This is a genomic window from Arsenophonus endosymbiont of Aleurodicus floccissimus, from assembly GCF_900343025.1.
Taxonomy (GTDB): Bacteria; Pseudomonadota; Gammaproteobacteria; order Enterobacterales; family Enterobacteriaceae; genus Arsenophonus.
Genome location: NZ_OUND01000003.1, coordinates 289,102 through 303,310 on the forward strand (window position 1 = coordinate 289,102; position 14,209 = coordinate 303,310).

The window sequence follows — 14,209 nt, forward strand, 5'->3', positions numbered from 1 at the left end:
TGGGTTGGTATTGGTCGGCGAAAACAAGTCAGCCAACAATAAAATTAAAGAGAATTTAATTATTTTATTTGCCATGCTCTTTACATCATGGCAACTTACAGGCGCTTGTCCTACGTTATACGGCACTTAAGCCGGATGTTTTTTTACTTTTTCAAGATTACTGTTTTATTCTTGCAATAGTAATTAAACGAACTTCTTGACGTTCTTCAGTGGTTAAGCCTTCTGTTCGCTCTTTTGCCATCAGAAATGCGAACCTTTCATCAAGCGCGGTAATAAATAAATGCTCTAATGCATCCTTGAACATTTTTTCCGCTATCTCTTCTATCTCTATATCGTTCCAAGTTGCCAGTTTTTCAAGTTGTTTAACAAATTTATTATTACGGTAGCATTCCAATAATTGACCAGTATTTATGCCAGGATGAGATTGACAAAGTTCAACTAACTCTAAAAACAGCGCTAATCCTGGTAATTGTGAGCGGTTAATTCCATCAAGAGTGGGAATTAGGCTGACAAAATTTGGATTTTGTACCAATAATGCGATCAATATTCGCATTGTTGTCGGTTTAATTTTTGGTGTCTGATAATTTGTTTTTTCAGCCGATCCTTTTTCGATCATGGCAAAAATACGAGAAGTATCAGGAATACCAATAAAATTACCTAATTCTTGTGCCAAATATAACTGTAAAGTATCACCAGGCACTTTTTTAATTAAAGGGATAGCAAGACGATTGAGTTTTGCTTTACCTTCATGACTGCTTAAATCAACTTGTGCAACCAATGTATCAAACAAAAATGTAGACAAAGAGTGGGATTTATCCATCCGTTGTTCAAAATTTGTTTTACCTTCTTTACGTATTAGTGAATCAGGATCCTCACCATCAGGTAAAAACATAAATTGTAGTTGGCGGCCATCACTCAAATAGGGAAGTGCCGTTTCAAGCGTTCGCCATGCGGCTTCGCGGCCTGCTTTATCCCCATCATAACAACAAATAACCGTATCTGTTGTCCGAAAAAGTAACTGAATATGCTCTGCCGTGGTTGATGTACCTAATGACGCTACGGCATAATTAATACAAAATTGCGCCAGAGCGACAACATCCATATAACCTTCGACAACTAATAGTTTAGAAAGTGCCAGATTATTTTGTGTTGCTTCATATAAGCCATATAATTGACGGCCTTTATGAAAAATCTCAGTTTCTGGTGAATTGAGATATTTTGGTAATGTGTCATCTAAAACGCGGCCACCAAATGCCACGACACGTCCTCTACGATCTCGGATTGGAAACATTATACGTTCACGAAAGCGATCGTAAGTGCGGCCATTATTATTGGTAACTAACATACCAGCGGCATCTAGCTGTTTATGGCTATCAGCGCGTTTAGCGAAATGCTTCAGTAGGTTGTCCCATCCGCTTGGGGCAAAACCGATAGAAAAGCGATAAATAATTTCATCACTTAAGCCGCGCTGTATTAAATATTGTTTTGCACTCTGTAAGTCTGATTTATTCAATAAATGTTGATAAAATTGATTAATTTCATCCATTAATTGATAAAGATTTTGTCGCTGATGTCGCTCTATTTGGTTTGAACTATTGCCGGTTTCATAATGAATTTCTAGTTCATGCATGGTAGCCAGTTCTTCAATCGTTTCGACAAAATCAAGCTTGTCATAATTCATCAAAAAATCAATGGCATTACCATGAGCGCCACAGCCAAAACAGTGATAAAATTGTTTATCGCCATTAACTATAAATGAGGGCGTTTTTTCATTATGAAATGGACAACACGCATGATGGTTTTTGCCTTGCTTTTTTAGCGGCACTTTAGTATCAATAAGATCAACAATATCGGTTCTGGCCAATAAATCATTGATAAATGTACGCGGGATTCGTCCAGCCATAAACTCTTCATTGATGAAAGATAACAAGCCGTACTTCCTGTTAGAAAACACGGTTTTTTTGTAATCACTGCTGTCGAATTGTTACGATTGTTGAACCGTAGCAATTAGTACAAATGAGTACGACGTGCGTTCTCGCGAGCCAATTTTTTAGCATAGCGCTTTACTGCTGATGCTTTTTCACGTTTACGTATAGTCGTTGGTTTCTCATAGAACTCACGACGGCGCACTTCAGCTAATATTCCTGCTTTTTCGCAAGAACGCTTAAAACGACGTAGCGCTACGTCAAATGGCTCGTTTTCACGTACCTTAATCACCGGCATGTGCCTTTCACCTCAAAAAAATCGATTTTTGCTAGCAATATCATAGCCAGCTGTCTTTAAAATGGTACGGAATTTTACTTCAATGTATAGGGCTTTGTAAAGTGCTGTATAAAAACGAAACGCACAAAATCACTCAATTATTTATTTTTAATAACAAAATAGTTGGCATAGTCTAGATGATAATGAATAAAAGCCCTACAAATTATTTATATTAATTATAACTGACTTAATCCAGATAGACAGTTATTTATTTGCTGAGAAGTTGCACCTTTTTTACATAAATAGTGATAAACTTGCGCTACTAGCGAAGGTGGTGAGTAATATATGCGTGTTTTAGGTATAGAAACATCTTGTGATGAAACGGGTATCGCGATTTATGATGATCAATTAGGTTTATTAGCCAATCAATTATATAGCCAGGTAAAATTGCATGCCGATTATGGCGGAGTGGTGCCTGAATTAGCTTCTCGCGATCATATTCGTAAAACAATTCCTTTAATTAAAGCGGCACTACAACAAGCGGATTCAACTGCTGGTGATATTGATGCGGTTGCTTATACCGCCGGTCCTGGTTTGATCGGTGCTTTATTGGTGGGAGCAATAATCGGGCGTTCATTAGCATTTGCTTGGCGAGTGCCGGCTATTCCTATTCATCACATGGAAGGGCATCTACTGGCGCCAATGCTGGAAGAAAATAGTCCTGAATTCCCTTTTGTAGCATTATTGGTCTCTGGTGGACATACTCAGTTAATTAATGTAATAGCGATTGGTCAATATCAGTTATTAGGCGAATCAATTGATGATGCTGCGGGTGAAGCTTTTGATAAGACAGCAAAATTATTAGGTTTGGATTATCCGGGTGGGCCGGCACTTTCATTGATGGCGGGGCAGGGACAGGCTGGTCGTTTTGTATTTCCTCGTCCGATGACAGACCGCCCGGGATTGGATTTTAGTTTCTCAGGTTTAAAAACTTTTGCTGCCAATACCATTCGTAATAATAGTATGGATCAACAAACCGCTGCTGATATTGCTCGGGCATTTGAAGATGCTGTTGTGGATACATTAGTGATCAAATGTAAACGCGCTTTAGAACAAACGGGTTCTAAGCGTTTGGTTATGGCAGGTGGTGTAAGTGCAAATCGTACCTTACGGCTAAAAATGGCAGAATCGATAACAAAAATTGGTGGCCAGGTTTTTTATGCTCGATCAGAATTTTGTACTGATAATGGCGCAATGATAGCGCTGGCCGGCATGATCCGTTTAAAAAATGGCGTGAGTAATAGCCTGGATATTACCGTGAAAGCACGTTGGCCACTAGCAGATTTATCACCGTTAGCAACAACAACTGTGCATAAATCGACTTAAAGTCTAAAAACTAACACAGTAATCAGTAATTAATCATTTTTTTCTTGCTTTTTAGTGGCTTGAATCAGTTTTTTATTTGTTTTTTCGCTTTTTTTCTTCATTTTTTGCCATATACGGCTTTCTTGGCCTCTCCACAGACGCTGAATGTTATCATGATGGCGAAAGAGTGTGAGACATGAAAGCATCGCAACCGGGAAGGTGAATTCCGGTTTAAACCACCAAACATAGAAGGGCGCTAATAGAGCAGTGACAATAGCTCCTAATGATGAATATCCACTGAGTAGCACAGTCAGTAGCCAGGTACCCGCGACAACGCTAGATAACCCCCAGCCAATGGCAACAATTGAGCCAAAAGCAGTAGCAACGCCTTTTCCACCTTTAAAACGAAAGAAAATGGGGTAAATATGGCCCAAACAGGCGGCAATGGCAATAATTCCAAGGTAAAAAGGAGGAATATTTAAATAATAGGCTAGCCATACTGGGATCATCCCTTTTAGGATGTCGCAAATGAGCACGGCTAAAGCAGCCGCTTTTCCACCAATGCGTAACACGTTGGTTGCTCCAGGATTCTCGGAACCATGGCGTCTGGGATCAGGAAGACCTATCAATCGGCAGATCAAGACGGCGCTGGAGATTGAACCACAGAGGTAAGCGAAGATAATCATGCCAAGTGCGATTGCACTCATATCATTACTCCAAATAATCAAGACTTTTTTAACTTAACGTATTAATAATACATGTACTTTATCGAAGTATTATTTGTATACCGTGTTTTAAAGATCATAGGGATATCAGATCATTAATAAAATATACAGTATAGTTGTTAGTAAAACTAAGGAATATCTTTGCTAAATTTATTTTTTAGTTATGGTGAATTATTTTTCAACTTTTTGGTTTTTTTAGCAAAATCTGTCAGCATGATAGTCTTTAATCTCCTATTATTGCCGCAAATTTTACTAAAATGTGTGATCATTAGGCTATTTTTGTCAATGATAATAGAGAAGTATCTGGAAAGCGATTATTTATCGTAATTAAAAAAATGAGAGAAGGTTAAATGGACATTATATTTATTGAACAGTTATCAGTATTCACAACCATTGGTGCTTATGATTGGGAACAAACGATCCAGCAGAAATTGTTGCTCGATATTGAGATGGGATGGGATAATCAGCAGGCAGCCAAAAGTGATCAAGTGGAAAATTGTTTAAATTATGCGCAGGTTAGCCAAGTGGTAATTAAACATATAGAAACACAAAAATTTGCATTGATAGAGCGGGTGGCGCAGGAGATTGCTGATATTATTTTAAATCAGTTCAATAGTTGTTGGGTCCGCGTTAAAGTTTGTAAACTAGGTGCGGTGGCGCAGGCTAAACAGGTTGGTGTGATTATAGAGCGAACAAAATCTGTTTAGGTTAGCTTAAATCGGTAAAATTGTTTGTTGCTGGCACCATTCAGTGAATGTCTGGATACGTTTTCGGTTAAGCTCATCCCTGATCGCGCTCCCCTTTATACCCTGCTCAATAAGATCTTTACTTGATACTTGTTGTACAGTCTTAAATGCTTCAATAACAAATTTAGCTTGTGGATAAGTGATATGCTTTCGCCCTATCCGGCCGCGGGCATCTGCTTCACAGGCGATGACCAATTGATTGATACGCTCCGGCTTGCGCCAACTATCTAATTGATTAAATAGATTAATAACAGTTTCCGGTGTTAACTGATGAATTTGGTGGATTTGTTGATGAAAACGAGCCACTAATTTAGCTAACTCTTTCATTCTATTAGGAATACGTAGTCGATTGCACATAGACTCAATTAGTGAAATACCTTTGCTAAGATAATCGTCATGAGCGGGACATTGTTCAGATGTGGTCAGCGCTTTACCAAAGTCATGGCAGAGAGCAGCGAAGCGAGTTTCGACATTGTCAGTTAAAGAGGCCGCTATCTTTAAGGTTAAAAGCGTATGTATTCCGGTATCTATTTCAGGATGTGATTTTGTCGCTGCTGGTGTGCCAAATAATTGATTAATTTCAGGAAAAAGAATAGCTAGCGCGCCACAATCATATAAGACACGAAAATAGATTTCTGGCGATAATGATTGTAGTGCTTTTTCTGTTTCTCCCCACACTCTTTCTGCGCTAATTGTACTAAACTCATGATTAAAAACCATTTTTTTTATCAACGATTGTGTTTCATTGGCAATAGTAAATTTTTGGTTAGCTAGCCGAGCAGCAAAACGTGCCACTCTGAGTATTCGTAAAGGATCTTCGGCAAAAGCAGCGGAAACGTGGCGTAATAGGCGATTTTTTATATCCCGTTCACCATGGTAGCAATCAATCAGCTGGCCATCTTCAGTTTGCGCAATCGCATTGATGGTCAAATCTCGACGTAACAGATCCTCTTCTATCGTGACATCAGGTCCGGCATAGCAAGAAAAACCGGTATAGCCTACACCCGTTTTGCGTTCTGTACGAGCCAGAGCATACTCTTCACGTGTTTTTGGATGGAGAAAAACGGGAAAATCCTTACCGACTTGCTGGAAACCTAATTTGATTAAATCATCTGGGGAAGCTCCGACCACTACCCAGTCACGATCAGAAACAGGCAACCCTAATAGCTGATCTCTTACCGCGCCACCAACAAGATAAATCTGCATGGTAATTTTTTTAATTCATCCAGCGTTCATTACGTTTTTTACGTCGTGGGATGAGATGAGGTAATAATAAACCAAAAATTAAACCTGCACCGGCAACGCCACCGCCATACATAAACCACTGTAAAATGAGTTCACGGCGATTATTATCAAGATTGATTTGTGCAATCTCTAATTTTTTTCCTGAGCGAATAATTAATTCATTTTTCAGTTTTTCGTTTTCTGTGGTTAGATTAGCAATAGTTTGATCACTGGCAGCCACTTTGCTTTGCATTTCACTGGTTTGATTATTCCAGTTACTATCAATGCTGGTCAATTTTTCACGTAATTCTTGATTTTCCTTTTCAAGTAAGGGAGTACGTGCTTTTACACTGGGTGTTTTGCTTAGTTGATTTTTGGGTAACCAAGCAACTCGTCCTTTATAATCAAGAACTTGGGCGTAGCCAGTTTCAGCATCTGTGTTTAATAATTGAACTTGATCACCGCTTTTTAGGCTACCAATAATGCGATAATCGGTTCCAGGCCCTCGATGGATAAAGGTAGGGAGTTCATCAGAAACATAAAGCGTTTCTTCTGCTTGAGTCGTCATTGGCAGGTTAAATCCTATCAACGATAAGATAAATAAAGGAAATTTTCTCATTGTATTCAACTATCTTCAAACTGTGAAAAAAGTGCTATTAGCTGATACTAATGCGTTAAATGTATTGATGTAAATCTAAAAAGGTAAAATAATAATTCTTTTAATTGATTTGCCATTATTAATAATATTTCATTTTTTATTATTTTTAGGTAAAAACCATAGAATAAAATTCTTTGTTAGTTATTTTTCTGGTGTTTAGTTATTAATGTAGACTTAATTAATATTAGAATTGTTTGTTTTTAGAAAAAGTTTTTTACTGTTGGTAAAGAAAAATGAATCACGCTTTGGCAGCTGTTTTCTGGCTTATTTATGTTAAACTTAAAGCTCCTTTCTATCGTTAATCATGAAACTGTCCGTTTTTAATCAGCAACAGAGTAAATAGAAAAAATAATAATCTACATTAAGTATGCGACTAGACAGTATAAATAAAAATAGAAACGTTTATCCTTTTTGGGGGAAAATATCAGAAAATCTGGACTAAATATGCGTCAGCTAGAAATTGAATTAAAATTGTCTGTTCGTCCGGAAGCTATTAAGCGGATCCGTGAAAAAATAATATGTTTTCGCTATACACACTTCTCCTTACATAAACTGTCAAATATTTATTTTGAAACAGTTGATCATCAATTACGTCGCTGGGATATGGGGTTAAGGATCCGCGGTTGTGATGGTCGTTATGAAATGACGATAAAAACCGCCGGTAAGGTTATTGGCGGTTTACATCAACGGCCTGAATACAATGTGGAAATTAATAAACTTGAGCTGAATCTTTTGGCATTTTCTCGCGAAATATGGTTAAAAAATACCAATATTGCTCGTTTACAATCACAGTTAACAACCTTGTTCTATACTGATTTCTCTCGTGAAAAATGGATTGTTACTTATCAGGGGAGTGAAATTAAAATTGTATTGTATCAAGGTAGCATTTATGCCGGTGCCAGAAAAAAACCAATTATGGAAATTGAACTGGAACTAAAAAAGGGCACATTGATCGAGCTATTAGAGTTTGTTAACATTGAAGGGTTGCGTTTAGCAAATAAAAGTAAGGCTGAGCGAGGCTATTCGTTAGTTCAACATAGCGACTATGACTATATTGATACTATATACTTTTTGCCACACTGTAACTGGCATACTATGCCGATTGAACAGGGCTTAAACTAGTTATTAGCGTATTGGCAGCATTATGAAGAGTGTTGGTTAGATAATCGGCCACAAGCAAAGCAAAATTTGAGTCATTTGCTGGTATTGATACAGGCATTTTTAGTCCATTATTCTCATTCTATTCCTTATTTTATTCAAGCATTGCCATTAAAAAAATAACGGCATTATTGGCTACTGAGGATATTCAACCTCAGCAACTCTGTTATAGTGCGGATTGATTGCACTGCAAACTTGCTTTTACCCAATGGCTTACGGCTTTAACACTATCCTAATGAAAGGCATTTTATGAAATTGCTGTCATCAATCTTGGTTCAGCCAGGCGCAAAGGGTGGTAGATGATTTTCAGCGTTACGCGCCTGAACTTTTACCTATATCGTCACAGGAAAAAATATTTTTTGCCTTAAGTGATTTTGCCTACTTGCAGATCAAAAATCATCCTGCCTGGTGGACGATTATACGACAACAGCCACCGCAAATAGGCGAATGGCAACATTATCATCAATGATTAATCGAACAGCTCGCCAATATAACTGCCGAGGAAGGGTTGCAGCGGATCTTAAGGCAGTTTCGCCATCAAATACTGATTAGAATAGTATGGCTACAAATATTACATGCGGATAGTACGCCATAAATATTGCAGCATCTGAGTGTGCTTGCCGAAACGTTAATCATCGCTGCGAGAGATTAGTTGTATGCCCAGTGTTGTCAAAATTGGGGAACACCTTGTGATAACCTAGGGCAACCACAACCATTGTTGATCCTTGCTATGGGTAAGTTAGGTAGCGGAGAGTTAAATTTTTCATCTGATGTTGATTTGATTTTTGCCTTTCCTGAAAATGGAGTTACCCAAGGGGGTCGTCGTCAGATGGAAAATGGCCAGTTTTTTACTCGATTAGGCCAAAAATTAATTAGCCTATTAACGCAAAAAACGATAGATGGTTTTGTCTATCGCGTTGATATGCCTCTATGTCCGTTTGGTGATAGTGGGCCATTAGTTTTTCTGCTTTAGAAGATCATTATCAGGAACAGTGGCGCGACTGGGAACGTTATGCCATGATCAAAATGCGCATGATAGATAATGATCCCTCAATTTATACCGATGGGTTAAAAAATATGTTGCGCCTCTTTGTTTTTCGACGTTATATCGATTTTAGTGTTATTCAATCGTTGCGTAATATGAAAAACATGATAGCGTGTGAAGTACATGGTCATGGTTGGCAGAATAATATTAAATTGGGTGCAGGTGGTATCCGTGAAATCGAGTTTATTGGCCAGGTTTTTTAGTTAATTCGAGGTGGTCGTGAGCCTAAATTGCGCTTACAGGCTTTGTTACCTAAATTGATTGCAATTGGTGAGCTTTCATTGCTGACAACGGAGCAGGTCACACAATTAACAGATAATTATCTGTTTTTACGTCGAACAGAAAATATATTGCAATCGATTAATGATCAACAAAGCCAGACGTTACCTGAGCAAACTTTATATCGTGCGCGACTGGCATGGGCGATGGGGTTTGACGATTGGTTGGCGTTTTATCAGCAACTCATTGCCAGAATGCAAAGTGTCCACGCTATATTTAAGTAAATTATTGGCCAAGATAATGAGAAAAGCGATAATACGGAGTTAACATATTTTGTCTATTTTTGGCAACAAATTGCTAATGAAAGTGAATTTGCCCCCACTATTTTCTGAATTTAATGACGAAAAAAAGCAAAATATTATTAAATAGTTATGGCTATTTCGCCAAGATTTAGCTAAGCGAACTATCGGTCCCCGTGGTCGCGATGTTCTTGATCAATTGATACCAAAATTGATAGCTAAAATCTCTCATAGAGATAATATTAATAGTATTTTGCAACGAATTATTCCTTTGCTACTTAGTATAGTTAGCCGAACAACTTATTTAGAATTAATTTTAGAGTCTGAACAGGTATTAACCCATGTGATCCGTCTTTATGCGGCTTCACCAATGATCGCTGAGTAATTAGCTCGTCATCCGTTGTTACTGGATGAATTAATCGATCCCTTCTCACTATACCAGTCTTTACCTGTTACCACTTATCGCGATGAATTGAGACAATATTTATTGCATATTGATGAAGATGATGATGAACAGCAACTTGAAGCATTGCGGCAATTTAAATAAGCATAGCTTTTACGCATTGCCGCAGAAGATATTTCTGGTGTTCTTACTGTTATTAAAGTGAGTGATCATTTAACCTATTTAGCGGAAGCCATTATTGATACAGTGTTAAAGCGGGCGTGGAATAAGTTAATTAAGCGTTATGGTAAGCTAGGTGGCTTTGAATTGGGTTATGGATCTAATTTAGATTTAGTTTTTTTGTTTGATTGCCCATTGGGTGTTGTTACCGATGGGCGACACATAATTGAAGCTCGCCAGTTTTATTTACGATTAGCTCAGCAAATTCTTCATCTTTTTAGTACGCGAACTTCTTCGGGTATTCTTTATCAGGTAGATGCTCGTTTGCGTCCATCTGGCGAATTTGGCATGTTGGTAGGTATTTTCCAATCATTCGAGGATTATCAGAAAACGCAAGCATGGACCTGGGAGCATCAAGCTTTGATCCGAGCACGAACGATTTTCGCTGAACCGTCATTAGAACAAGAGTTTAATCGAATTCGACGCGAAGCACTGCTCATACCAAGAGAAGAAACGATATTACGTCAACAGATCGTTGAAATGTGACAAAAAATGTATCAGCATCAAGCTAAGCGGCAGCAGGCATATTTTGATTTAAAAACCGATCCTGGTGGTATCACTGACATTGAATTTATTACTCAATATCTGGTATTACTTTACTGCACAGATATTGTAGAATTACTCTGTTGGTCAGATAATGTACGTATTTTTATCATGTTAGCTGAATGTGCTGTAATGCCTACCGAGGAAGCTGAACAGTTAATTCAAATTTATACTAAAATGCGAGATACCTTGCATCATTTGTCATTACAGGCGTTACCCAGTAAAGTGTTAGTCTCTTAGTTTGAATAGCAACGTAAAAAAGTTCTGCTTAGTTGGCAAAAATGGTTTTATGCTAGTTAAGTTGAAATAGCATTGACTGGTCATACTTTTAGTATGATTGATAGAGTTGGGCTATGTTACTATTGGTAGCAATCTTGATTGCGGTAATTTATTTGTAATTAGAGTATGGATGAAAATCACTCTCCCTGATTTTAAACAGGCTAGTATTTTGGTGATCGGTGATGTTATGTTAGATCGTTATTGGTATGGATTAACTAACCGAATTTCACCAGAAGCGCCGGTTCCGGTCGTTAAAGTGGAAATGAAAGAAGAACGTCCTGGTGGTGGTGCTAACGTTGCCATGAATATTGCTGCATTGGGCGCTAATGTTCGTTTGGTAGGTCTGACTGGTATTGATGATGCTGCTGAAGTATTAACCGAGAAACTTAATCAAGCTAACGTATGTTGTGATTTTGTTACATTATCAACGCATCCTACGATTACTAAGCTGAGAATTTTATCGCATAATCAACAACTTATTCGACTTGATTTTGAAGAAGGATTCGGTGATATCGATATAAATCCGCTGTTAGATCGGATTTGGCAAGCTTTGCCACGCGTCGGGGCACTGGTATTGTCTGATTATGGCAAGGGTGCGTTAGCACAAATTTCGCAGATTATTGCATTAGCAAATGCTGCTCAAGTGCCAGTTCTTATTGATCCGAAAGGCAGTGATTTTGAACGTTATCGTGGAGCGACTTTATTGACTCCCAATATGTCTGAATTTGAAGCTATTGTTGGTAAATGCGCAAACAATAGCGAAATTGAGCAGAAAGGAATGAAGTTAATTGATTCCCTTGATCTTAAGGGATTACTTATCACTCGTTCAGAACGCGGGATGACACTGTTGCAGCGTAAAAAACCGCCTTTACATTTACCGACCCAAGCGCAGGAAGTTTATGATGTTACCGGAGCTGGTGATACGGTCATTGGTGTTTTGGCAACGGCGTTGGCAGCTCGACTCGATTTTCATCAAGCTTGTGTATTAGCTAATACGGCTGCTGGAGTCGTGGTTGGAAAACTGGGTACTTCAACGGTATCACCCATTGAGCTGGAGAATGCCATTTATGGCCGAACTGATGATGGTTTTGGTGTGATGAACGAGCAGCAACTAAAGCATGCGGTTGCAGCTGCTCGCAGCCGTGGCGAAAAGATTGTGATGACCAATGGTTGCTTTGATATCCTACATGCTGGGCATGTTATCTATTTAGCCAATGCACGTAAGTTAGGCGATCGATTAATTGTTGTTGTGAATAGTGATGCTTCAACTAAACGGCTAAAAGGTGATGATCGTCCTATTAATCCATTAGCTCAACGTATGACCGTGTTAGGGGCGCTAGGCTCAGTAGATTGGGTGGTCTCTTTTGAAGAGGATACTCCTCAACGCCTGATCAGTGAAATTTTACCCGATGTATTAGTCAAAGGTGGTGATTATAAGCCGGAAGATATTGCCGGTAGTCAAGAGGTCTGGGCGGCAGGTGGTGCAGTTAAAGTGCTTAATTTTGAAGCGGGGCTGTCTACGACAAATATTATTAATACTATTATGAAAAGTGATTAATATTTTGAGATAAAAAAATAGCGATGCCACGATATTAGTATCGTGGCATTTTGTTATTCATTCTTGTTTTCGCTGGCTGGCTAGCCATTTTTTTCTAATTGTTCGATGCGTTTTTCCATTTGTACCATTTTTTCACGGGTTCGTAGTAAAACTTGTGTTTGAATATCAAACTCTTCACGTGAGACTAAATCGAGTTTTCCTAACTGAGACTGTAATATTGCCCATAGCTTTTTATCAAGATTTTCGCCTAAGTCGCGTACTCCTTGCGGTAAGGTATCTTTGATCTGGCGAACAACTTGTTCAATTTTTTTCGCGTCAAGCATTACGCTATCCTTTTAGGTCACAAATTATAATCTATAGGTTATTTATTAGCAGATCTTAAAATAATCAGCTTACTTTGACAAAATTATTTTTAATAAATTTGCTGATAATAATGGGTCTAAATTAGCGGAATAACCATTTAATACTAAGTTGGCTGACTATATAAATGAAAATACTATATCCATGATATATTTTGTTATTGTTGATTGCTACAGAATTATATTCACGATATAGTTTAGCTGTTTATCTCAGGGCGAAGTGAAATTCTCCACCGGCGGTGATATTTATTCTGTTAATTGAATAATAAAGTCCGCTAGCGTTCCATTATAGCATTTTGTGATGGAAGTCAGCAGATCCAGTGAGATTTTGGAACCGACGGTTATAGTCCGGATGGGAGAGAATAACGATATCTGTAGTTTTGAGGCCTGCCAAAATTGTGTGCAGATTTTTAAGATACTGATTTAATTTTTTATACTCTCACGTTAGCCCTGGTTCTGGTAATTTGGTATTTATTGATGAGGTTTTACCATGAATCAGACGTCACTTTCCGCGTATGGCAATCCGATCGAACGTATAGAACGTGCTCTTGAGGCATTACGTCAAGGTAAAGGTGTTATGGTACTTGACGACGAAGGTCGTGAAAACGAGGGTGATATTATTTTTGCTGCTGAAACTATGACTGTTGAACAGATGGCATTAACTATCCGCCATGGCAGTGGAATTGTTTGTCTTTGTATAACGGAAGAACGCCGTAAGCAGCTAACATTACCGATGATGGTTGAAGAAAATTCTAGTCAATTCCAAACCGCATTTACTATTACCATCGAAGCTTCCGAAGGTGTAACAACCGGCGTTTCAGCCAGTGATCGTTTAATGACTATCCGTAAAGCAATTGCCGATGATGCAAAACCGACCGATCTTAATCGGCCTGGACATGTTTTTCCGTTGAGAGCCCAAGAAGGAGGGGTATTGCAGCGTCGTGGTCATACCGAAGCTACCATTGATTTGGTGACTTTAGCCGGTTTTAAGCCAGCAGGCGTTTTATGTGAGTTGACAAATGACGATGGTACCATGGCCCGTATGCCAGAAGTACTTATCTTTGCCAAGCAATATGATATGCCGGTAATAACTATTGAGGATTTGGTAACTTATCGTAAGCAATTTACCAAAAAAGCAGGTTAGCAGTTTGAATAAGCTATTTCTGGTGATTGAATTTTACCCTATCTGAGTTTTATGCTTAAACCA

Annotated in this window: 12 protein-coding genes, 1 pseudogene and 1 riboswitch; of the genes and pseudogenes, 7 read left to right on the forward strand and 6 right to left on the reverse strand. The window is 38.4% G+C overall.

Going from position 1 to position 14,209, the window contains the following annotated elements; genetic code table 11:
• Nucleotides 1-157: 157 nt before the first annotated feature.
• Both dnaG and rpsU read right to left on the reverse strand, forming a co-directional pair.
• Nucleotides 158-1,903 (reverse strand): DNA primase, encoded by a 1,746-nt coding sequence (dnaG, locus tag ARADI_RS11710; protein ID WP_119712224.1) that lies wholly within the window; start codon nucleotides 1,901-1,903, stop codon nucleotides 158-160.
• A gap of 104 nt (nucleotides 1,904-2,007) precedes the next feature.
• Nucleotides 2,008-2,223, reverse strand: coding sequence for a 30S ribosomal protein S21 (gene rpsU / locus ARADI_RS11715; protein WP_119712156.1), 216 nt, complete (start codon nucleotides 2,221-2,223; stop codon nucleotides 2,008-2,010).
• A gap of 324 nt (nucleotides 2,224-2,547) precedes the next feature.
• On the opposite strand from rpsU, the gene tsaD reads away from it, so the two are divergent.
• Nucleotides 2,548-3,588, forward strand: coding sequence for a tRNA (adenosine(37)-N6)-threonylcarbamoyltransferase complex transferase subunit TsaD (tsaD, locus tag ARADI_RS11720; RefSeq protein ID WP_119712157.1), 1,041 nt, complete (start codon nucleotides 2,548-2,550; stop codon nucleotides 3,586-3,588).
• A gap of 29 nt (nucleotides 3,589-3,617) precedes the next feature.
• On the opposite strand, the gene plsY is transcribed toward tsaD, so the two are convergent.
• Nucleotides 3,618-4,274, reverse strand: coding sequence for a glycerol-3-phosphate 1-O-acyltransferase PlsY (gene plsY / locus ARADI_RS11725; protein ID WP_119712158.1), 657 nt, complete (start codon nucleotides 4,272-4,274; stop codon nucleotides 3,618-3,620).
• Between the two features lie 368 nt (nucleotides 4,275-4,642).
• Here plsY and folB point away from each other — a divergent pair, with 368 nt between their 5' ends.
• Nucleotides 4,643-4,999, forward strand: a complete 357-nt coding sequence (gene folB, locus ARADI_RS11730; protein ID WP_119712159.1) for a bifunctional dihydroneopterin aldolase/7,8-dihydroneopterin epimerase — start codon at nucleotides 4,643-4,645, stop codon at nucleotides 4,997-4,999.
• Between the two features lie 6 nt (nucleotides 5,000-5,005).
• On the opposite strand, the gene ARADI_RS11735 is transcribed toward folB, so the two are convergent.
• Both ARADI_RS11735 and ARADI_RS11740 read right to left on the reverse strand, forming a co-directional pair.
• Nucleotides 5,006-6,244: a multifunctional CCA addition/repair protein gene (locus tag ARADI_RS11735; RefSeq protein WP_119712160.1), complete on the reverse strand. Its 1,239-nt coding sequence runs from the start codon at nucleotides 6,242-6,244 to the stop codon at nucleotides 5,006-5,008.
• Between the two features lie 10 nt (nucleotides 6,245-6,254).
• Complete coding sequence (locus ARADI_RS11740) at nucleotides 6,255-6,881, reverse strand: TIGR04211 family SH3 domain-containing protein (RefSeq protein WP_119712161.1); 627 nt, start codon at nucleotides 6,879-6,881, stop codon at nucleotides 6,255-6,257.
• A 483-nt stretch (nucleotides 6,882-7,364) separates the two neighbouring features.
• Between ARADI_RS11740 and ARADI_RS11745 the strand changes: the two genes are divergently transcribed.
• From ARADI_RS11745 to hldE, 4 genes and pseudogenes are all read left to right on the forward strand, one after another.
• Nucleotides 7,365-8,042: a CYTH domain-containing protein gene (locus ARADI_RS11745; protein ID WP_238149423.1), complete on the forward strand. Its 678-nt coding sequence runs from the start codon at nucleotides 7,365-7,367 to the stop codon at nucleotides 8,040-8,042.
• Nucleotides 8,043-8,370: 328 nt separating this feature from the next.
• The gene (locus tag ARADI_RS11750) at nucleotides 8,371-8,547 is read left to right on the forward strand and encodes a hypothetical protein (protein WP_182853232.1); all 177 of its coding nucleotides are present in this window, start codon (nucleotides 8,371-8,373) and stop codon (nucleotides 8,545-8,547) included.
• A gap of 147 nt (nucleotides 8,548-8,694) precedes the next feature.
• Nucleotides 8,695-11,046 (forward strand): annotated as a pseudogene (gene glnE, locus ARADI_RS11755) (bifunctional [glutamate--ammonia ligase]-adenylyl-L-tyrosine phosphorylase/[glutamate--ammonia-ligase] adenylyltransferase); the annotation flags it as partial.
• Between the two features lie 169 nt (nucleotides 11,047-11,215).
• Nucleotides 11,216-12,643: a bifunctional D-glycero-beta-D-manno-heptose-7-phosphate kinase/D-glycero-beta-D-manno-heptose 1-phosphate adenylyltransferase HldE gene (hldE, locus tag ARADI_RS11760; protein WP_119712162.1), complete on the forward strand. Its 1,428-nt coding sequence runs from the start codon at nucleotides 11,216-11,218 to the stop codon at nucleotides 12,641-12,643.
• 80 nt (nucleotides 12,644-12,723) lie between these two features.
• Here hldE and ubiK read toward each other — a convergent pair whose 3' ends face one another.
• Nucleotides 12,724-12,966 (reverse strand): ubiquinone biosynthesis accessory factor UbiK, encoded by a 243-nt coding sequence (gene ubiK / locus ARADI_RS11765; RefSeq protein WP_119712163.1) that lies wholly within the window; start codon nucleotides 12,964-12,966, stop codon nucleotides 12,724-12,726.
• A gap of 238 nt (nucleotides 12,967-13,204) precedes the next feature.
• A riboswitch (FMN riboswitch) is annotated at nucleotides 13,205-13,370 on the forward strand.
• Between the two features lie 122 nt (nucleotides 13,371-13,492).
• On the opposite strand from ubiK, the gene ribB reads away from it, so the two are divergent.
• Nucleotides 13,493-14,146 carry a 3,4-dihydroxy-2-butanone-4-phosphate synthase gene (gene ribB / locus ARADI_RS11770; RefSeq protein WP_119712164.1) on the forward strand — a complete coding sequence of 218 codons (654 nt, stop codon included), beginning with the start codon at nucleotides 13,493-13,495 and terminating at the stop codon, nucleotides 14,144-14,146.
• The last annotated feature ends 63 nt before the right edge of the window (nucleotides 14,147-14,209 follow it).

What these genes read in the sequence shown, in the direction of transcription:
- plsY (WP_119712158.1), bottom strand. Translation starts at nt 4,274, where the DNA reads ATGAGTGCAATCGCACTTGGCATGATTATCTTCGCTTACCTCTGTGGT.
- tsaD (WP_119712157.1), top strand. Translation starts at nt 2,548, where the DNA reads ATGCGTGTTTTAGGTATAGAAACATCTTGTGATGAAACGGGTATCGCG.
- ubiK (WP_119712163.1), bottom strand. Translation starts at nt 12,966, where the DNA reads ATGCTTGACGCGAAAAAAATTGAACAAGTTGTTCGCCAGATCAAAGAT.
- ARADI_RS11745 (WP_238149423.1), top strand. Translation starts at nt 7,365, where the DNA reads ATGCGTCAGCTAGAAATTGAATTAAAATTGTCTGTTCGTCCGGAAGCT.
- hldE (WP_119712162.1), top strand. Translation starts at nt 11,216, where the DNA reads ATGAAAATCACTCTCCCTGATTTTAAACAGGCTAGTATTTTGGTGATC.
- dnaG (WP_119712224.1), bottom strand. Translation starts at nt 1,903, where the DNA reads ATGGCTGGACGAATCCCGCGTACATTTATCAATGATTTATTGGCCAGA.
- ARADI_RS11740 (WP_119712161.1), bottom strand. Translation starts at nt 6,881, where the DNA reads ATGAGAAAATTTCCTTTATTTATCTTATCGTTGATAGGATTTAACCTG.
- ARADI_RS11735 (WP_119712160.1), bottom strand. Translation starts at nt 6,244, where the DNA reads ATGCAGATTTATCTTGTTGGTGGCGCGGTAAGAGATCAGCTATTAGGG.
- ribB (WP_119712164.1), top strand. Translation starts at nt 13,493, where the DNA reads ATGAATCAGACGTCACTTTCCGCGTATGGCAATCCGATCGAACGTATA.
- folB (WP_119712159.1), top strand. Translation starts at nt 4,643, where the DNA reads ATGGACATTATATTTATTGAACAGTTATCAGTATTCACAACCATTGGT.
- rpsU (WP_119712156.1), bottom strand. Translation starts at nt 2,223, where the DNA reads ATGCCGGTGATTAAGGTACGTGAAAACGAGCCATTTGACGTAGCGCTA.